The organism is Pseudoduganella ginsengisoli (genome assembly GCF_009720865.1).
Classification (GTDB): domain Bacteria; phylum Pseudomonadota; class Gammaproteobacteria; order Burkholderiales; family Burkholderiaceae_D; genus Rugamonas; species Rugamonas ginsengisoli.
In genome coordinates, this window is record NZ_WNLA01000003.1 from 22,777 (window position 1) to 42,627 (window position 19,851).

16 protein-coding genes and 1 tRNA gene are annotated in these 19,851 nt (G+C 61.1%); 4 read left to right on the forward strand and 13 right to left on the reverse strand.

Going from position 1 to position 19,851, the window contains the following annotated elements:
- Window positions 1-20 precede the first annotated feature (20 nt).
- From GM668_RS06620 to GM668_RS06640, 5 genes are read right to left on the reverse strand one after another with little or no spacing between them, the layout of a single operon-like run.
- Window positions 21-557, reverse strand: coding sequence for a chemotaxis protein CheW (locus tag GM668_RS06620; protein ID WP_155438175.1), 537 nt, complete (start codon window positions 555-557; stop codon window positions 21-23).
- A gap of 31 nt (window positions 558-588) precedes the next feature.
- The gene (locus tag GM668_RS06625) at window positions 589-2,778 is read right to left on the reverse strand and encodes a chemotaxis protein CheA (RefSeq protein ID WP_155438176.1); all 2,190 of its coding nucleotides are present in this window, start codon (window positions 2,776-2,778) and stop codon (window positions 589-591) included.
- A 15-nt stretch (window positions 2,779-2,793) separates the two neighbouring features.
- Complete coding sequence (locus tag GM668_RS06630; RefSeq protein WP_155438177.1) at window positions 2,794-3,093, reverse strand: STAS domain-containing protein; 300 nt, start codon at window positions 3,091-3,093, stop codon at window positions 2,794-2,796.
- Window positions 3,090-3,458, reverse strand: coding sequence for a response regulator (locus GM668_RS06635; RefSeq protein WP_155438178.1), 369 nt, complete (start codon window positions 3,456-3,458; stop codon window positions 3,090-3,092). The genes GM668_RS06630 and GM668_RS06635 overlap by 4 nt, the downstream gene beginning before the upstream one ends.
- A gap of 9 nt (window positions 3,459-3,467) precedes the next feature.
- Window positions 3,468-4,538: a methyl-accepting chemotaxis protein gene (locus tag GM668_RS06640; RefSeq protein WP_155438179.1), complete on the reverse strand. Its 1,071-nt coding sequence runs from the start codon at window positions 4,536-4,538 to the stop codon at window positions 3,468-3,470.
- A gap of 300 nt (window positions 4,539-4,838) precedes the next feature.
- Between GM668_RS06640 and GM668_RS06645 the strand changes: the two genes are divergently transcribed.
- A tRNA-Pro gene (locus tag GM668_RS06645) sits at window positions 4,839-4,915 on the forward strand.
- Between the two features lie 260 nt (window positions 4,916-5,175).
- Here GM668_RS06645 and GM668_RS30525 read toward each other — a convergent pair.
- Entirely contained in the window at window positions 5,176-5,448 is a 273-nt protein-coding gene (locus tag GM668_RS30525) for a hypothetical protein (protein WP_170305524.1), read from the reverse strand.
- Here GM668_RS30525 and infA point away from each other — a divergent pair.
- Window positions 5,404-5,604, forward strand: coding sequence for a translation initiation factor IF-1 (gene infA, locus GM668_RS06650; protein ID WP_371868662.1), 201 nt, complete (start codon window positions 5,404-5,406; stop codon window positions 5,602-5,604). The two genes, GM668_RS30525 and infA, sit on opposite strands and share 45 nt — an antisense overlap.
- 35 nt (window positions 5,605-5,639) lie before the next feature.
- Here infA and GM668_RS06655 read toward each other — a convergent pair whose 3' ends face one another.
- Complete coding sequence (locus GM668_RS06655) at window positions 5,640-7,811, reverse strand: sensor histidine kinase (protein WP_155438180.1); 2,172 nt, start codon at window positions 7,809-7,811, stop codon at window positions 5,640-5,642.
- A 267-nt stretch (window positions 7,812-8,078) separates the two neighbouring features.
- On the opposite strand from GM668_RS06655, the gene GM668_RS06660 reads away from it, so the two are divergent.
- Window positions 8,079-8,288: a hypothetical protein gene (locus GM668_RS06660; RefSeq protein WP_155438181.1), complete on the forward strand. Its 210-nt coding sequence runs from the start codon at window positions 8,079-8,081 to the stop codon at window positions 8,286-8,288.
- Window positions 8,289-8,307: 19 nt separating this feature from the next.
- Here GM668_RS06660 and GM668_RS06665 read toward each other — a convergent pair whose 3' ends face one another.
- The 4 genes from GM668_RS06665 to GM668_RS06680 form a co-directional block, all read right to left on the reverse strand.
- The gene (locus tag GM668_RS06665) at window positions 8,308-10,668 is read right to left on the reverse strand and encodes a DNA polymerase II (RefSeq protein WP_170305526.1); all 2,361 of its coding nucleotides are present in this window, start codon (window positions 10,666-10,668) and stop codon (window positions 8,308-8,310) included.
- Window positions 10,669-10,748: 80 nt separating this feature from the next.
- Window positions 10,749-12,005, reverse strand: a complete 1,257-nt coding sequence (locus GM668_RS06670; protein WP_155438182.1) for a hybrid sensor histidine kinase/response regulator — start codon at window positions 12,003-12,005, stop codon at window positions 10,749-10,751.
- Window positions 12,006-12,015: 10 nt separating this feature from the next.
- Window positions 12,016-14,538, reverse strand: a complete 2,523-nt coding sequence (locus GM668_RS06675) for an ATP-binding protein (protein ID WP_155438183.1) — start codon at window positions 14,536-14,538, stop codon at window positions 12,016-12,018.
- A gap of 10 nt (window positions 14,539-14,548) precedes the next feature.
- Window positions 14,549-15,562, reverse strand: a complete 1,014-nt coding sequence (locus tag GM668_RS06680) for an ABC transporter substrate-binding protein (RefSeq protein ID WP_371868650.1) — start codon at window positions 15,560-15,562, stop codon at window positions 14,549-14,551.
- A 229-nt stretch (window positions 15,563-15,791) separates the two neighbouring features.
- Between GM668_RS06680 and GM668_RS06685 the strand changes: the two genes are divergently transcribed.
- A complete protein-coding gene (locus GM668_RS06685; RefSeq protein WP_155438184.1) occupies window positions 15,792-16,490 on the forward strand; it encodes a hypothetical protein in 699 nt (232 codons plus the stop codon).
- Window positions 16,491-16,496: 6 nt separating this feature from the next.
- On the opposite strand, the gene GM668_RS06690 is transcribed toward GM668_RS06685, so the two are convergent.
- Both GM668_RS06690 and GM668_RS06695 read right to left on the reverse strand, forming a co-directional pair.
- A complete protein-coding gene (locus GM668_RS06690; RefSeq protein WP_211923359.1) occupies window positions 16,497-17,096 on the reverse strand; it encodes a hypothetical protein in 600 nt (199 codons plus the stop codon).
- 12 nt (window positions 17,097-17,108) lie between these two features.
- A complete protein-coding gene (locus GM668_RS06695) occupies window positions 17,109-19,805 on the reverse strand; it encodes a hypothetical protein (protein ID WP_155438185.1) in 2,697 nt (898 codons plus the stop codon).
- Window positions 19,806-19,851 lie beyond the last annotated feature (46 nt).

The following is a 19,851-nucleotide window of genomic DNA, read 5'->3' on the forward strand; positions in this document are numbered from 1 at the left end:
GAAAGATGTTGCCGCTAGGTTTAGGTTTCCGCGCCGGCCAGGTTCGAGACGCCGGCCATGGCTTCAAGTTCGGAAACGGACAACACCTGGTCGGTATTGAGCAGGATGACGAACTTGCCGTTCACCTTGCCCATGCCCGAGATAAATTCGCTACGGATACGCGCGCCGAATTGGGGCGCTTTTTCAATTTCTGTCGGTGCAATGTCGATGACGGCATTGACGGCATCCACCATCACGCCCACCACTTGCTGCTCGCCATCTGCATCGATCTCGACAATGACGATGGCCGTACGTTTGCCGATCTGCGTGGCGGGACGGCCAAAACGGGCGGCCAGGTCCATCACCGGCACCACGGCGCCGCGTAAGTTGATCACGCCGCGCACGCACTCCGGCATCAGCGGCACCGTCGTCAAGCCCGAGTACTCGATGATTTCCTTGATGGCGAGGATGCCGATGGCGAACACTTCGCCGCCCAGCATGAAAGTGAGGAATTGCTGGCTGTCTTCCGCTGCGGTTGCCGTCACGGCATTGCGGTTCACGTGTGCTACTGCGGTCATATTCGATCTCCTGATGACGGGGCCGGGCGTTTTAAGCGGCCAATTGCGGCACTTCGGCCGTGTTGCCGGAACCTTGGCCGACAATTGCCGGCACATCCAGGATCAGCGCCACTTCGCCGTTACCGAGTATGGTGGAACCACTAATGCAGCGCAGCTGGCTGAACATGCGTCCCAGCGGCTTGATCACGGTCTGGAATTCGCCTTGCAGGCTGTCGACCACGAGGCCGACACGCTGCCCCGCATGCTTGACCACGACGATGCTTTCGCGCCGTGGCGGTGGCGTATCCACGCCAAACAAATCGCGCAGCCGGATGAACGGCAGCACTTGTCCCCGCAAGTTGGTGTAATCGTGGCCCGCTTCGGAGGCGAATTCAATGCACTCGTCGATCATGTCGAGCGGCACCACAAAGGTGGAATCGCCCAGGCCCACCAGGAAGCCGTCAATGATGGCCAGGGTCAGCGGCAGGCGCACGGTGACGGTGGTGCCGAGTCCCGGCGCACTGTCGACCGACACCGTGCCGCGCAAGGCCGTGATGTTTTTCTTTACCACATCCATGCCGACGCCGCGGCCGGACAGGTTCGTGATTTTTTCCGCCGTGGAGAAGCCCGGCTCGAAAATCAGGCCATAAATTTCCGTGTCCGTCATCTTGCGGTCCGGCTCCACCAGCCCGCGCTCCACGGCCTTGGCAAAGATGCGGTCGCGGTTCAAGCCGCCGCCGTCATCGGACACTTCAATGACGATGCTGCCGGAATCGTGGAACGCGTTCAGGCGCACGGTGCCGCGCAGCGGCTTGCCCCGTTCGGCGCGCACTTCCGCCGGTTCGATGCCGTGGTCGATGGCGTTGCGCACCAGGTGCGTCAATGGATCGCCGATTTTTTCCACCACGGTTTTATCCAGTTCCGTATCTTCGCCGCTGACGGCCAGGCCGATATCCTTGCCAATTTCCCGCGCCACATCATGCACGACGCGCTGGAAGCGGTTGAAGGTGGCGCCGATTTTCACCATGCGCAGCTGCAGCGCGGAATCACGTACCTGCTCGACCAGGTCGGACAGCATGGACGTGCATTCCAGCAGTTCGCTGTTGCGCACCTGGCGCGCAATCAAGTTGGCCGACGCGCCGACAATGATCAGCTCGCCCACCAGGTTGATCAGCAAGTCCAGCTTGTCGGCATCGACGCGGATCGAACGGCTCTCCGCCGGCTTGGCGGTTTCCACCGATTGTTTTTGCTTGGTCAGCGCCGCCTCGACAATGGCAGGCTCGGTAGCGCCCTGTCCCACCAGCACGGCGCCCAGCGGCGGCGTGGCGGCCGGCGTATGGCCGGCTTGCGCCTGCGCGTTCAGTGCATTGTCGAGTTCGCGCTCGGTGATGACGCCGCAGCGCACCAGCATTTCGCCCAGCATGGCTTTTTGTTCCGGCAATTCCCGGATCAGGCGCACGTATTCTTCCACACGGCTGCGCGGAGGCAAGATGCGCAACGTGCAATTGTCAGCGACAAATTCAAACACGCCTTCAATTGCAACTTTGTCCGCATCGGTTTCCAGCGCGATTTCAAAGCCGAGATAGCACGTTTCCGGGTCCATCTTGTCGGCTGTGGGGAGGGCATCGGTCAGCGTCACGATGCCGACAATACGGCCGATCTGTCCCAGGTAGCGGATAAATGACAGCGGGTCCATGCCATCGCGCAGCACGTCCGGGCCGAAGCGCAGCGACAAGTGCCATGCATCGCTGGAACCGCCGCCCGGTTCACCAATGCGTTCCACGCCCGGATGGTCCGGTTCCGCCACCAGCGCACTGGCCGCCGCCGGTGCGGCGCCATGGCCGTCATCGGCCGCCCCCATGTGCGCTTTCAATTGCGTAATCAGCGGAGCGCCTGCCGCCTGCATGTCCGGGTCAGGTTCCGTCTGCCCTGCATCCACCGCGTTGATCAGCGCCGACAAATGGTCGCAGCACGACAGCAGCAGCACCACCAGTTCATCCGTCATCGCCAGCTTGCCGTCGCGCACATCGTCCAGCAAGCTTTCCACCACGTGGGTGAACGCGACGATATGGTCCAGGCCGAACAGCCCGGCCGAGCCTTTGATGGTGTGGGCGGCGCGGAAAATCGCATGGACGGATTCATGGCCGCCCGCCTGTTCGGCATTGAGCAGCGCGTTCTCCATGTCTTCCAGCAATTCGCGGCTTTCCAGGATAAACGTCTGTAGCGCTTGGTCCAGATCCATAGTCCTTGCTCCAGTTTAAGCAGCCCGTGGGCCGATCACCAGGGCGTCGCCAAACCACGCGCCCAGATCCAGCAATTCAAACACTTCCAGCACGGCCGGGCTGTGGCCGACCAGCCGCAATTCACGGTTTTCCGCGCGGGCCGTCTGTTTGGCCAGCATCAGCACTTGCAGGCCCGCACTGTCGACTTCCGTCACGCCCGCCAGGTCCACTTCCAGCACGCTTGAGCGCGACAGTTCACCCTGCAGCAGCGTTTTCAAATCCGCCGCGCGATAAATATTGAGTTCGCCGTCAATGGCGACGCGTCCGGTACTCATGGCAGCACCAATTTTTGTACGGCGCCCAGCAGCACTTCGGGCTTGAACGGTTTCACCACCCACGCTTTGGCGCCGGCAGCCTGGCCTTCTTTCTTCTTGGCTTCCTGCGACTCCGTGGTCAGCATGATCACGGGCGTGAATTTATACAGTGGCAGCTGTTTGATTTCCTTGACGAACGTGATGCCGTCCATGTTCGGCATGTTGACGTCGCAAACGACCAGGTTGATTTTCTGGCCCTTGAGTTTGGACAGCGCATCCATGCCGTCCATTGCTTCCACCACGTCGTAACCAGCACCTTTGAGCGCGATGCCGACCACCTGGCGCAGGGAAGCAGAATCGTCAATCACCATGATGGTTTTAGCCATAGTACATTCCTAGAAAAAGGTGACTTCGTCAGAGGCTTTGGCAGTAACCATTTCGCCCCGGTGGATGGCATGTTCCTCTGCCATTGCATAGGTTTTTTCCAATTCCGCCAGCAAGATCTGCGGATCCGGTGCCTGCAGGCCCGCTCCCGCTTCGTAATCGCGCCGGTTTTCTTCCATGACCACCGGCAGCATTTCCATGTTGTGGTGGACATGGCCCAGCATCTGGCTGACGCGGTCCTGGAATTGCAATTGCACCAGTGCTTCACCCACCTCGCCTTTGATGGCGACGCTTTCCTGTTTCAACAGTTCAGATGATTGTGCCATGGCGTCCGTCAGGTTGCGGAATTCTCGCAGCACGTTGCCGATGGTGCCTTCTGACGATCGCATAGCTTCGTCTTCCGCGGCGCTCGATTCTGTCGCCGCATGGCACGCTGCCACAATGGCAGAGCTGATTTTTCCGACGCGGTCACTGATGCTGCGGCCGGTTTCCGCCGAGCGGTTCGACAGGTGCCGCACTTCCTGCGCCACCACGGCAAAACCGCGTCCGGCAGGACCGGCGCGCGCCGCTTCAATGGCGGCATTTAACGCCAGCAAATTGGTCTGCGCGGCAATGCTGGCAACACCTTCGGCCATGTCGCGCAACTCACGGGTAAATTGTTCCAGTTCACGGATACGGGCCAGCATTGCATGCTTGGATTCCAGCGCCGCCTTCATGATGGACACCACTTCGCCTAACTGCGCTTCGCTGTGGGAAAACACTTGCGACAGAGATGCTTCGCCGGCGCCGGTGGCATTCGATAAATGCAGGGCTGCATCGAGCTTGTCGACAATGCCTGAGAAGCGGCCGGCCAGTTCCGCCACCGCCTCTTCCATCTGGCTGCGCGACGATTCGATTTGGCGGCACCACACCGGCATTACCGCTTCGCTGAAAGCCTGGCGCTGCTCGAGGTACGCGGGCACGTCGTCACGCCCGGCTGGACTCGCGACGCCCAGCTGTAGCCATGCCGCCACACCGACGCCGATAAATGCAAGTGCTCCGAGAATTCCCAGCCAACCTGCACCGGGCCAGAACAGGGCCATCAGGGCGCCTGCAATTGCGAGGGCAGCCGGGTAAAGGCGGCCACCAGAATTGTCCAGAAGTGAGTTCAATGGGAATCTTCTTTCGTAGGGTAAGAACCTTCTGAAGCTGCCAGTTCATTCTACGCAAAAAAGAAATTGGCGGTCTGCAATATCACCCCGCGTTATACAAAAAAACCACGGCTTGTTAAATCGTAGCGAGTGGGTGCATGGACTAAGCAACAATCAACACTGCCAACTTGCCAACATCAGGCGCTTTTGCTTTAATGGATGCGCAACAAGTTATCAGTCTATGCACACCGTCGGGGTGTAGCTTAGCCCGGTAGAGCGCTACGTTCGGGACGTAGAGGCCGGAGGTTCGAATCCTCTCACCCCGACCACGGAATTCCCTTCATAACAGCGGCTTATTTTGACCGCCTCATCAATATGTTTATTTTTCATTAGGCGATTACCGTAAACCGCTGTACAGTACCGCATCCATTTCGGTACTCTGTCACCGTCCTTTTTCCTTCCTGTTTAGGCCACCGCGCCACTCCTGTCTGATTCTCGACCACTGGCTCTACTTGAGAAGTGGGTTCGTTCGTCTATAGCAAGGAGCAACTTGATTACACATACAGGAACTATTCATTGGTTCAGCAGATTAAAAGGCATCGGTCAGATCAGGCCGGATGCGGGTGGCTACGATGTCATGGCCGATATCGGGGACTTCGTCGAGATGCAGCCGCCTGGGGCCCTGGAGCATAAGCTGGTTGCTTATCAGTTGGACGAATCGGCCATTGGCGGGCGCGCCACCCGGATTCACGTGGTAAGGCGGTTTTAGCCGATGGCGAAAGAAGACCTCATCGAGATGCAGGGCATGGCCTAGGAAATCCTGCCGGACAGCCGATACCGCGTCGAACTGGAGAGCGGCCACCGGCTGATTGCCTACTCTGCGGGCCACATGAAAAAAAACTTCATCCGCATTCTTGCCGGTGACCGTGTGACCTTGGAGCTGTCCGCTTACGATCTAAGCAAGGGCCGCATCACTTTTCGCCATATTGACGCTCACAAAGGGGGCGGCGCGCGCTGAACCATCCGGCGGAGCCGCTGAACCATGTCCGTGGATTAGGCATCAGAGACCTCACTGCGCTCCGGCCCGCCCGCCGGCAGCCGCACAACAAATTCGCTGCCCCGCCCCACGCCCTCGCTGCGCGCTGTCACAGTGCCGCCATGCAGGCCCACCATATGCTTGACCAGCGCGAGTCCGATGCCCAGCCCTCCGGTTGCCCGGTCCACCGTGGTTTTGCCTTGCACGAACAGTTCAAAAGCAGCCGACAGCAATTCCGGCGGCATGCCGATGCCATCGTCGCTGATTGCCACCGCGATGCTGTCGCCATCCAGGCCCGCCTGCAGCCTGATACGTCCGGACGGCGGCGTGAATTTCGCTGCATTGTTCAGCAAATTCGACATCACCTGCACCAGCCGCTTATGGTCGCCCTGCACACGCAGTTCACTTGTCTGTATCGCCACATCCAGGCGCTGCTCCTTGCGGTCCATCAGCGGGCGCACCTGCTCGACCGCTTCTTCGATCGCGGCGCGCAAGTCCACGCAAGTCATGTCGAGCTTGATCAAGCCGCGTGACACGCGGGAAATATCCAGCAAGTCATCCACCAGCCCGGTCAAGTGCGCCACCTGGCGCGCAATCACGGCGGCAGATTTGTGCACGACAGCGGGGTCGGGTTTCAATGTCAAGATATGCGCGGCCGCGCTGACGGGCGCCAGCGGGTTGCGCAGTTCATGGGCCAGCATGGCCAGGAAATCGTCCTTGCGGCGGTCACTCTCCTGCAGCGACTGGTACAGCCCCGCATTTTCAATTGCCACGCCCGCGCGGCGCCCGATCTCTTCGCCAATCTCGACATCCGCCTCGCTATACAAATGACGGCTCTCGGCTGAAGTGAACGTAATCGCGCCGATGGCGTGGCCGCGGACGATGAGCGGGATTGCCATGTACGATCGCAGCCCGAGCTCGCGGATGATTTGCAGGTAGCCGGTGTCGCGCAGGGACAGCATCAGGGCTTCATCTGTGATCTCCTTGACCAGCGCCGCCTTGCCCGCGCGGATCACCTGCCAGGGGCTGTTGGGCGTATCCGGGTCGGGCGGATAACGTTCGTGCAGGCGGCGCGCCAAGTCAACCTTTTGCGGGTCAACGTGGGCTACCGCGACTCTTTTCAGCGCGCCCTCGCCATCCACCAAATCGACCGTGCACCAGTCAGCAAAATCCGGCACCGCAAGCCTGGCGATACGCACCAGAGTCTCTTCGCGTTCGACCAGCTCGGCGAGTTCCGCGCTGGCCTTTGCCAGAAAGCGCAGCTTTTGTTCAGTGAGCTTGCGCTTGGTAACATCCACGCAAATGCCGGACATGGACACCACCTGCCCCTGGCCGTTCCGGACCACGTCGCCCTTGCCTTCGATCCAATGCACCGACCCGTCCGGCCAGATAATGCGGTACTCGATACCCTTGCCGGTTTCACTGTCGATCTGGCCGCCAAGCGAGCGGCCGGCCAGTGCGCGGTCGTCCGGATGGACCAGATTCAGGTAATCCTGCACCTTGCCCAATTGGCTGCCCGGCGGCATACCGTGCAACTCCGCCATCCCCGGCCACCAGAACACCCGGTTTTCGAGCATATTCCATTCCCACGCGCCCATGCCGCCGACCTTGAGCGCAAGGCGAAAACGCGCTTCGCTGGCCTGCTGCAGGGCTTCGAGGCGGGCTTTGACAACAACCGGCGCAGCCAGCGACGACAATTCGCCGGCAAATTGCAGGTCGCGCGTGGCGTGGCGCCTTCCTGAATCTCCCATGAACAATGTGAGCGAACCGATCAGTTCATCACCATAGGCCACGGGAACCGACAGCATGGACGTGAACTGGATAAAGCGCTGACCGGGACCAAAGGCTCGCGCATACCATTCGTCATTGGTATCGGGGTGCAGCACGGCTTCCCCCGACGACAGCGCGCACAAATTCATGTCTTGCCGCTCATTGCGCTGCCACGCAGTGGCCGACAATATCCGCTCCAGTTCGTCATTGTCATAGGCCCGTGCGGTACGGCGTACGCCTTCCGGCAGCACCACGTCAAAAAAACCGAAGTCGCCCAGCGCCGGCAAACAGGCGGTAATTGCATTTTGCAATGCCGACTCCAGGTCGGCCGAGGTCGTCAGGATCCGCGCTGCCTCACGGAACACCCTGAACTCTTCGACTGACAGCAAGTCATGCGGCAGCGGTGACTGACCATGCATTTTATTTAGTTAGGTTGCCTGTAAGAACACGACTTTAGCATTGACGCGTTTTTTATATTGCACATTTTCTATTGAGCGCGCCTGCACCATTCTTCACCGGCCAGCAAAACACGAAGGCAATCATTCACAATTTGAATATCACCAATAAGTAATCTGCGACAAGTTATGCAATCTATGAATCGGCAATATCGATAATTAAAATTAGATTTATATGCTGCGCCGCGACATAATGTTTTCAACAGAGAACATTTGACAAGGAGAAACAGCATGAACATCAGCAAACACATGGAATTCATCTTCCTCGGCGCCTTGGCATTGATCGGCGCTTCGGCCGCAGCAACCGCCGCTGTCCCTGCTCTGATGGCTCCGCTGGCTCCGACCGCTTACATTCAAACGCTCCAGGACAATGAAATGCAAACCGTGGTGGTAGCTGCCAAGCGCCTGACGGCCGAAGAAAAAGCTGCATTGGGCGAATAAGCCCGGTCCCCGGCAGACCTTAAAACAGGTCTGCCTGGCGCGTCGTCAGGCGCGCAAAGCTGCTGTGCAATGGCAGCAAGATGGAGTCGGCAATCGGCTGCAACTGCTTGCCAAGGTAGTGTTCGTAATCGATTTTCGACCGCAGCGCTTCCAGTGGTTCCGGCCCATTGACGGTCATCACGTAACTGATCCAGCCGCCGTTTTGATAACGCAGCGGGCGCTTCAACGAGCGGTTCACTTCATCCGCGATGCGGGCCGCCCGTACTTGCGGCGGCACATTGACCTGGTATTCATCGAGCCGCTGGCGCAATCTTTTCCGGTACACCAGCAATTCATCCAGTTCCCCGCACGCCGTCCGGCGCACGTAATCGCGCACGTATTGCTCGTAGGGTTCGGACTTGAAAATACGGGTAAATAAACCTTGCTGGAATTGCTGCGCCAGCGGCGTCCAGTCGCTGCGCGCCACTTCCAGGCCCCGGTAAATCACTTCTTCTTCCCCTTTGCCATTGAGGGTGAGGCCCGCATAGCGCTTCTTGCTGCCCATGTCCGTGCCGCGGATCGTGGGCATGAAAAAGCGCTGGAAATGCGTGTCGAATTCAATTTCCAGGCAGCTGTCGAGCCCCAGCTCATCGCGCAGCCGCTGCTGCCACCACGCATTGATCTTGCGCGCCAGGCCGTCGCCAATGGCCACCGCTTCCTCGTTCGGATAGGAACGTTTGAGCCAGATGAAAATCGAATCCGTGTCGCCGTAAATCACGTCGTACCCTTCGCCTTCCACCAGCTCCCGCGTCAGGCGCATCATTTCATGGCCGCGCATGGTGACGGACGATACGAGGCGCGGATCATAAAAGCGGCAATCGGGCGAACCCAGTACGCCGCAAAAGGAATTCATCAATAGTTTCAGCGCCTGCGACAGCGGTTCATTTTTTTCCCGCTTGGCGGCATCGCGGCCCTGCCACAGCTGAGTCGTGATGGCGGGCAGGCAGTGGTGTTCGCGTGAAAACTGCGCGCCGCGGAAGCCGGGAATTGCCGTCTCCGCGTCCCCGGCCAAGCCTTCGATCATACCGACCGGATCGACCTGGAACGTGCGGATGATCGACGGGTACAGGCTTTTATAGTCCAGCACAACGACCGAGTCATACAGCCCCGGTTTTGAATCCATGACGAAGCCGCCCGGCGACGGGCTGAATGGCACGTCGCCCGTATTCGGCGCCACGTAACCTTCGCGGTGCATGCGCGGCAGATAGTGGTGGGAAAACGCGGCAATGGAACCGCCCATATGGTCGGCCTGCAGGCCCGTCACGTGCGCCCGCTCCAGCATGAACGCCATCAGCCGCGCCTTATCGAATATGCGTGTCACCAGTTCGCAGTCACGCAAGTTGTAATACGCGAGGCCCGGCTTGTCGTCGCGGAAGCGGCGCTCGATTTCCGCCATCTTGTCGTACGCGTCGCCAATATCCTTGCCTTCGCCCAGCATGGTTTGCGCCACGTTTTCCAGGCTGAACGAAGGGAACGTCCATGATGCGGCGCGCAGCGCTTCAATGCCGTCAATGGCGATACGGCCCGGTATCGAGGCAAACACATAGCCCTCGCGCGCCTGGTGCGTGCGCCAGTCGACCGGCTTGCCTTCTCGGCCCAGCAACAGCGGCACTTTGTATTTGTCCGCATTCTTTTGCAGCACGCGCAAGTCGAATTGCACGACGCTCCAGCCGATGATGGCGTCCGGATCGTGGGTCTGGAACCACGCATTGAGTCTTTCAATCAGCTGGCGCGGCGTGTCGCAGTATTCGAGCTGGAAGTCGAGTTCAGGCGCCGGCGCCGGCGCCGGTCCCAGCATATACACGTGGCGCTGGCCGCAGCCTTCCAGCGCGATCGAATACAAGTCTTCGTAGGCGCTGGTTTCAATATCGAGCGATACCAGTTTTAGCGTGGGACGGTAAGCCGGCTCCGGCTTCAGCTTGCAATCCGTGATGACCTGGCCCTGTTCGTTGCCGCCTTCGATCCGCACCCCGGCAGTAATGAAGCGCTCCATCAGGTAGCGCTCCGGCGGACGCACATCGGCTTCATACAGCTTGACGCCACGGTCGCGCAACGTGCGCTCCAGTGCAGTCAACTGGCGGTACTGGCTGGCATACAGGCCGACAACGGGGGCGCCGCCGAATGTTTTCAGCGGCAAGCCGCGCAGAGAGATGGCGGCGTCCCGCGCCAGTTGCGCTTCGATGACATCGCGCAGTTCCGCTTCGGCGAAGGCGACCGACACTTGTTCCGTCAGACGGACCTTGCGCGGGCCATCGTCTGTCGCCACCCAGAATTCGATTTCCGTACCCTGCCGGGTATCTCGCCAATGGCGGGTCAGGATAAAGCCAGCAGTGGATGCCACAAGTCAGTGAGGAAAGTTGAAAAAGTCACCCGGCATTATACTGTATGGATAACCAGTCAACACTTCCCTTTGCAACCCGCTCAGTCCGTCACTGCCGCGGTCCCCGCTGCCGGCATGGCCTGGGCAACGTCTTCGCGCGCCGCAGGCAATGCCGCCAGCGCAGGAATCACGACGGGCGCAACGCCCAGCGGCAGGGTCAGCCAAAACGTGCTGCCCAGACCCGCCGTGCTGGCCACGCCCAGTTCACCGCCCATCTTTTCCACCAGGTGCTTGGTCACGACCAGTCCAAGCCCGCTGCCATCCTGCTTGCCGCTCTCCTGCCCCAGCCGGTTAAACGGCTGGTACAGTGCGGCCTGCTGTTCCGCCGTGAGTCCGAGACCGGTATCTTGCACGGCAATGCGCACCGTATCCTGGCCGGATTCCATGCACTGCACGCTGATGGCGCCGTGGTCGCGGTTGTATTTGACGGCATTCGACAGCAGGTTGATCAGCACCTGCTTGAGCCGCATGCGGTCCGCCATGACGCACAAGTGTTCGGCGCACGTACAGCGCATGGTTATGCCGCGCAATTGCGCTTGCGGATCGACGAGGATGCGGCACTCTTCCAGCACGCCGGCCACCGGCACGGCTTCCAGGTCCAGCTGCAAGCGGCCCGACTCGATTTTCGCCAGGTCCAGCACTTCATTTGACAGTTTCAGCAAGTGGCGCGCGCCCGTCAGGATATTGCCGGCAAATTGCTTCTTTTGCGCTTCCGTCGACGCCAGCTTTTCCGACAGCAGGATTTGCGCAAAACCAAGGATGGCATTGAGCGGCGTGCGCAATTCATGACTCAGGTGCGACAGGAACGTGGACTTGGCCTGGTTGGCCCGGTCGGCCTGCTGCTGCGCCACGCGCAACTCTTCGTTCATTTTCACCAGCTGCACGGCATGCTCGCGCAGCCGCGCTTCCAGCAGTGCATTCTGGATGCGCAAGCGCCGCGTTTCCAGTGCGCGCGACAGCACCGGCAAAATCACGGACACGCGGAAGGGTTTCAAAATATAGTCGAGCGCCCCCACCTGCATGGCCTGGACTGCCGATGCAATGGACCCTTCGCCCGTCATGATCACGCACGCCAGGTCAGGATCAAGCGCGCGCGCCGCCTGCACCAGGCCGATGCCATCCATGCCGGGCAACATCAAATCGGCCAGCAGCACGTGATAAGAGTCCGCCCGCAGCGCCTGCAGCGCCGCTTCGCTGGAACTGCGCCCGACGGTTTCATAGCCATGCGCGCCCAGCGTATCGCACAGGGCACGCATTTGTGCCGGTTCATCATCCACGATCAGGATCCGTACTGCCATTGACGCCTCCTTACGCTTCCTCGCTGCAGCAATCCGCCAGCGCCAGCCGCAATTCCTCAATTTTGGGCGGCTTGCTTAAAACCTTGTCCACGTATGGCGGAATGTCGTTTTCCGCCGTCATGCGCTGTCCCCAGCCGGTCAGCAATAGTACCGGCGTCACGGGCGACAGCGCCTTCACTGCCTGCGCAACTTTGCGGCCATCCACGTACGGCATGCCCAAATCCGTCACGACCAGTGAATATGGTTCGCCACTGTTATGCGCATTGCAGAACAAATCAATGCCGGCCTGTCCGCCATCAGCTTCCGTCACGCGGTGGCCATCACGCTCCAGGATGACACGCAGGGATTTCAGCAACAGCGGATCGTCATCCACCGCCAGGATGCGCAACTGCCCAGCACGCGGGCCAGCCATGCGGGCCAGGCCCGCAGCCGGCGCGGCGGGAGGCGCGTCAAACGCCAGCCGCACCATGGTGCCCTTGCCGGGCGCCGTCACGATGTCGATTTGCCCGCCGTGGCGCTCCACCATGCCGTACACCATGGCCAGCCCCAGGCCGGTACCGCGTTCACCTTTGGTGGTAAAGAACGGCTCCAGGCAGCGCCGCCGGGTTGCTTCATCCATGCCGATACCCGTGTCGCACACTTCAATGGCTACGCGGCGCATGCCCTGCCCTTCCTGTTCGCCCAGCTCCAGCAAACGAGTGCGCAAGACCAGGTGGCCGCCATCGGGCATCGCGTCCACCGCATTGAGCACCAGGTTCGTCAATGCTTCGCGGATATCGCTTTCCACGCCCATGATTGGCGGCAAATCCGGCGAGGCTTCCACCGCCAGGCGGATCGTTGCGCCATGCTGTTGCGGCATATCGTTCCAGCTGGAATGCGTCAGGTCCGCCACTTGCTGCAGCAACTGCCCGGCATCGACCGGCACTTGCGGCGCCAGCCCGTCGCGCGAACGGTAAAACTCGCGCATGTGCGCCACGGTCGCGGCCACGTCATCGACTGCACGCCGCACGACTTCCAGGCAATGGCGCGCATGGGCGCTGAGCCCCGCTTCGGATTCCAGCAAATATTCCGTGTACAGCGCCACGGGGGAAATGGCATTATTGATGTCGTGCGCTATGCCGCTGGCCATCTGTCCCAGTGCGCGCAAGCGCTCTTGCTGCAAGAATTTCTGTTGCGCCTGGCGCATATCGTCATAGGCGCGCTGCAGCGCCACGTACAGTTCGCCCTGATGCACGGCCAGCGCCACATGCTCGCTCAACTGTTGCAGGAAATCGCATTCACCGCTGGAAAAACCATGGGGCGCCCGCCGTGCCGCCACCAGGATACCCGCCACCCGTCCCTCGACGGGCAACGGCGCCAGCACCAGCGAGCGCAAGCCTCCGGTAGCCAGCCGCCGGGCAAATGGCGTATCAGCTTCAGCGATATCGGTTTCGTACACGAATTCCCCCTGGACACAGCGCGTCAGGCCAGCACCATCGAGTTCGATCACGGTCCGTTCATTGAGCGGATTGCCCAGCGCCGCGCCGCTGTGCATGCCGACACAGCTGGTCATCAAGCGGCTGCTGTCCCGGTCATATAGGAAGGCGCAGCCAAAATTGATAGGCAGCTGATCTTCGAGGCAGCGTAGCACGACCTGAAAAATGCTGCGTAAATCTTGCCGGTCGCCGATAGAGCGGGTGATTTGGTGCAGCAAATGCAGGCGCGCCAATTGTTCCAGGTTGCGCCCTTCCGCCTGCTGGCGTTCGTGGATTTCCGATTGCAGCGCGGCATTGCTGGCCGCTAATTCATTGCGCGACACACTGGTTTCCATCAGCCGCGCCGTCATACCGTCGAACGCCCGCGCCAGATCGCCGATTTCGTCACGCTCGCGCCGGTCCAGCCGGAATGCCAAGTCGCCCGCACCAACCCGCTGTGTGCCCTCGTGCAAACGCTGCAACGCATGCGCCACGCTGCGATAACCCAGCCACGCGGCAACCGCCACGGCCAGCATGGCTATGCCGCCAAAGGCCAGCGTCACGACTTGCTCTTGCCGCTGCGCCGCCAGCACGCCGGTCCGGCTGTCGGCAGCCAGCCGCATGGCGTCGGCAATCATGCCCTGCATGCGGTTGGTGATCTGGCCGGACAGGCGCGCTTCGAATTCCTTCGCCACGGCTTGCTCCGCCGCATCATGCGCAAAGGGCCGGGGTTCCGACAGCCGCGCAAACTGCTTATCCAGGCTGGCCAGCGTGATTTGCAGGCCGGCGATCACGGCCGCGTCGCCGCGGGCATCCGTTTTAGCGGCAGCATCGAGCAATTGCGCCAGCGAAGCGCTGCGCATGCGCCATTGCGTGCGCGTGCGCTCCTCATGCTTGAGCACATATTCCATGGTGAGGAAACGCAGGCCGGTAATGGCGCTCACCATTTCACTGGCGGTTTCATTACGCAACACTTCCCGGCGCACGCGCTGCGCACTGTCCAGCAAGACAGCCACGGTAACGGCAACGATCAAAGCGGAAAGCAAACCCATCAATTTGAACCGCGTCGCCAGCCGCATAGGGTCTCCGCTAGTGGATAATGGTGACGGCCCCGGGGGCGACGGCTTGCAGCGGCTTGAAATCCACTGCGTTCAGATAATTAGGCATCGGTCCGCTGGCCAGCCGGTTCGCCAGCGCCCAGCGCGTTTCATCTTCCAGCGCCAGCAGCAAGCCCTGGTCCAGGCTGACGCCGAAGCGGTAAGTCGGCCATAGCGCGCGCCATTTTTCGCCCTGCGGCTTCATCATCGCAGCAATCATTTCCTGGGCAGCAGCGGGCTCATCGCGGCACCACGCGGCCCCCTGTATCACGGCGCGCAGCACACGCTTCAATGTTTCCGGATGGCTGACGACATATTCCTTGCTGCCCACCAGGTTATACGGGATTTCATACAAGTCTTCCGCGTAAAACAGCGCGCCTTTGCCACTCAATTGGCGTTGAACGGTGCCCAGGTAAGGTTCCCACGTGGAAACCACATCCACTTCCCCCCTTTCCAGCGCCGAGGCGAACTGGTCCGCTGGCATGTTGTGCAGCGTGACGTCCGACACTGCCAGCAACTGCCGGTTCAGCATAGTGTTCAACACGAAATGCGCGGAAGTACCGAAGCTGACGCCGATGCGCTTGCCTTTCAAGTGTCCCGGCCCCGTGATGCCGCTGCCCGGCCGTGCCAGCAAACCATGGTCGCGGTCGGATTTGAATATGGTGGCAATCACAGACACGGGCTCCTGTTCCATGATGGCAAACATGATGGGAATGTCGGCCGCCGTCGCCAATTGGGCCTGGCCTTTTAGCGCCGCAGACAGCGCAGATTTGCCGCTGGGATGCGGCTGCAGCTGGGCCTGGACCCCGGCCTGCGCAAAAAATCCTCTTTGCTGGGCCGCCACTACGGGGCAACTACCAACGTACGATGAACTGATGGCAATGACGACTTTTTCCTGCGGGACGGACGTGGCGGCACGTTCGCGCCAAGCATACGCGCCGGCCGCAGCCGCAACGGCTGCCAGCAGCAGAGCAATCATCCGGCGTTGCAGGATCCTGTCCAGCACATTGACCTCCTGGAAGGCATGCAATTTACAAGTGAAAAAATGGCTTGCGGGAAATGAACCGCTCAAGGTTACACAAAATCAAAACCTCCGGCAAACGTCTGCTGTTGCCTATCTCCAAAAGCAACACGTAGCTATTGGTCTGCTAGTTTTGTCAGTGTTTGCCGGGCCGGCACGCGGATTTTCTGCGTTGCGGACAACGGTGTGGATGGCGCAGGCGTAGCATGGCCACATGAAGATGCCCAGGACAGGACGCCGCCGGATCATGCGCCTGATGGCGCGCGTTACAGCGGCCATCCCGCTGGCCGCGCCCCTGCGGTCCGCAGCGGTATCAGGAACGCCAGCCCCTGTGAAGCCCCTGCCGAAGGCCATGGCGCAGCAAGCAGCGGCACAGTTGCCTATCCTGCTGGAGCTGGCGCAGCCGCCCGCCCTGGCCCGGCAAGCGCTGCTCACGGCAGTGTCGCAATTGCCGTCCGGGCATCCACGCCGCCGCCGCTACCGGCTGGCCGTGCCATTTGATACGCCGCTGTTTCCTCCCGATCACTTGCTGCGTTCGGCGCCCGGCCAGCCTGGCGACGCCGGCCTCGACATCTGGCTGGCCCTGCCGCCCGGCCTGCGCCGGCATGATGTGTTGATACTGCCGGATGAAGATTACTTTTGGGACGATCCCCAGACGGGCCATGCCGCGCCAGACACAGGCAGCTATGCCGCCCAATTTATCGTGCACCTGATGGCAAACGGTGGCGGCACGGCGCTGTCCATCGTGCAGGCGCATCCACTGCGCCGCTATGGCAAGACCTTCCACTTGCTGGGCCGGACCGGTCCCGGGTTTTACTGGGATATCCGGCCAGCGCCCCCTTCTCCTGCAGCCGCCGCCACACTGGCGGACGATCTGGCGCAGTGGCTGGGCGCCACGCGCCAGGTCGTCTGATGCCGGTCAGCGTTGCCCGTCCGTTGCGGACGGCGTGCAGCGCCGGCACACCGGCGTCAATGACGGCCGGAACAGCAGCCACAGCAAACCCGGCAGCACCAGCGGCCAGGTAGCGGGTTCCGGCGCCGAGCCACCTGTTACTTGTACGGTGAACGGCGCCAGCACCTGGTCGCTGGGCTGCAGCAACGCACCGCCGCCCAGCGGGTCGCCATTCCACCACTCGCCCGCCAGTGTGAATTGCCCGCTTTCGCTTTGTCCCGGCAGCGCACCGGGATTCAGCAGCAAGCCAAACAAGCCTTGCCCGGCGCCGGGATTAAATGCCACTGTCGCGCCCAGTCCCGGCCCCAGGATGGGAAAGTCAAAGTAACTGGCATCCGGCGTGCCCAGCGCGAACGATGAAGCGCTCAGCTGAGTCGGCACGAACCAGTTGACCACGTCGGTATTGTTCAGCGTATAGCCCCAGCCGACCAGTTGGCCCGGGGCGCCGGATACCATGCCGCCGGGCGGCAGCAAGTCCAGCGTAAAGGTAAACGGCGTCGCCTGGACGGATGGCGCCAGCAGCGCTGCGCAGCAGGCTGATGCCAGCATGGATTTCAGGGATTTCATGTTCAACTCCTTTCACCGTGGCGTCACTGCTTGCGCATGCGCATAGGAATACGTGGCGCCGTTGATGTCGGACACGGTGCCGGTTTCACTGATGGAGAAGCGCTGCAAGCCCGGCGGCGTATTGAACGTCAGCCGCACGGTGAAGTAATTGCCGACATCCACGTTCGGCGTCACCAGCGGCAGTGGCGGCGACAGTGCGGTATTCAGCGTCGCCGTGCCGGTACCGGCCAGGGTACGGACACGCAGCGCGGCCAGCGTCATGTCGCGCGCCGTGCCCACGCCGGTATTGGTAAAGCGCAAGTCCACGGCGGTAATGCCGGGCGCCACGGTTTCCTGTCCGATGATATCGGCAATAAAGTCAGGCCGCCCTGCCACTTGCGGTTCGCCCGTGACAAAGCTGGTTACGGTGGCGCTGTTGCGCGACAGGGAATTGACGGTGCTTTGCACGGCAGCCGTAATGGTGTCAGCCACGCCGGCAGCCGTCCCCGGTGGCGGCTGCACTTGCACCATGACGTTGGCAGTCTCGCCGGCGCCCAGCGTCAGCGATACCGGCGAAACGGAGGCAATGAAATGCTGGTCATCCGTGGCGGCAAAATGGAATGTATCGGCCGCGCCCAGGTTACGCACCTGGAACACCAGCGACGCCGGCATGCCGGCGCGTAAATCCTGGGGCGGTGGCGCGATAATCGCTACCTGCTGCGGCGACACCATCAAGCTCATGACCCGCTGGTAATCCGTCCCTGCACTATCCTTGCCCGTCACGTAAGCAAGGAAAGGTTCCGCAGGCACAGTCAGCGGGCCAAACCATTTATCGGCATCGGTTTCATCGCGCTCCAGCGGCAACGGCATGATGGCGTCATAGTTCTTGCGGCGCAGGGTAAAGGCTGCATCGGCAGCCCCGGCCGTCAGCGATGCCAGCGCATACAGTTTCTGGCCCGGCCCCGGCTCGCCGTCCAGCGCAAACAAGCCCTGGTGCGGCGGCTGCCCGGCAAACGTGGCCAGCTTGAAGGAATTGAAGGCCAGGTCCGCCGTGCCGCCCACATTGACATACGTGAGCCCAGGCGAACCCGCGACTTGCAATTGCCAGCGGCCCCGCATCGGCGCATCGATGGAGATAATCACGCCGCCCGTCAATGTCAGGTATGTCGACGCATCCGTCGCCTGCACGGTCACGCCGTCGGGCCGCTTCAAGGTCACGGCTGGCGTCACGTAATCGATGCTGCTGACCGATACCGTCAACTTCGTCATGCTGGCGTCGACAGGAAACGTATACGTCCGGGGCGCCGGGTACGTATCGCTGATGGACAGCACTTGCACGGCATTATTTCGTCCCAATAAGTCCGCCAGCGCCGTCACGCTTTCCGCTTCCGATGGAAACAGGGAAATAGCTTGGCCGCCTGTTTCTGTCGCCAATTGCAAATACCCGGGCTCGATCGGTGAACAACTGCCAAACAGGATGGCGAACACCTTGATTTCCTTGGCCTTGGCCAGCCCGATCACAGCGCCTGCCAGCCCCGCATCCTTGGCTGACGCATCCGTGTACATGAACAGGCTGCCGCTGGGATTGGACAACGACAAGCCGTTATACATGCCTGTCATGGCCAGTTCCGGGCAATCGCCGCCGCCGGACGCGCCCAGCCCGCTGATCGATGCCTTGAACGCTGTCGCATCCGTCGTGGACGTGGTGGGCCCGGTGCCTGGATCGTTGAATGGCGCCAGCACATATTGCAGCGGTTCTTCATCGGTACCGAGGCGGCTGTTGACGATATTGATGGCCGACGCGCGCACGCCGGCAATGATGCCGCCCATGCTGCCCGTCGTATCGATGGCGAAGGCCAGCGTGGGGCCGGCGCCCAGCAGTGCTTTCAATTGCGTCACTGTAATGACGGACTTGATGTCGTCAACGAATTGCTTGGTGCCGGCAATGGCGGCCGCCGCCGCCGTGTTATGGAAACCGCTGTGCGGCGACAGGTCGCAATAGCGCGTGTCCTTGTTGATGCCTTCCCTGAAATAGCCGACGGGATCGCTGGACGGCGAACTTTTATCCAGCGGCCCGCCGTGGCTGCATTTAAACGCGCCCGGCTTGATGCGGTCTTCGCCGCCGTAATAACCGCTGGTCAGCAAGTCGGTCACCAGGGTTGATGAATTCGCACAAAACGTGCCGGGATTGGTAAAGCCGGAACACGTGGTGGCAAGCGGTCCGGCAAACGCCAGTGCGCCGCCCCGCCCGACACCCGGATGAGCGCCGGCATTGCCCTGCTCGACCCAGTTACTGTGCGAATAAAAATCCTGGATCGTGTGCAGTGCGCTGCCAAGGTTGGCGCGTGCACCGGTAGCGTTGATCGGGTCGGCCTGCAGCGCGGCGATCACGTTGGCTTTCAGAATCGCCAGCCGCGCTTGCCCGCCGGCGCCATTTTCGCCATCAAAATGCTTGGCGGACGTGACCTGGTCATCATCGACCTTCGCATTCGCTTCGATGATCTGGTCCAGCGCGGTCTGCATGGGTTTGGTCAGTTTTCCGACACCGAAGTAACTCTTGTCGAGTGCTTCGATGGCGCGCTGGGTAATGTCCTGGTGCGTCAGGCTGCCGGACGATTTGGCAGTGGCGGCGCACAGCAAGCCATTTTTCGGGCAAAACGCCCAGCTGGGCAATGCCAGGCTCGATGCCAGCAATGCCAGCAGCATGGCAATGATCGGGATGGTACGCATGGCGGCTCCTTCCGCAGTGGTGGTGATACCTTTCCCTGTGCATTTC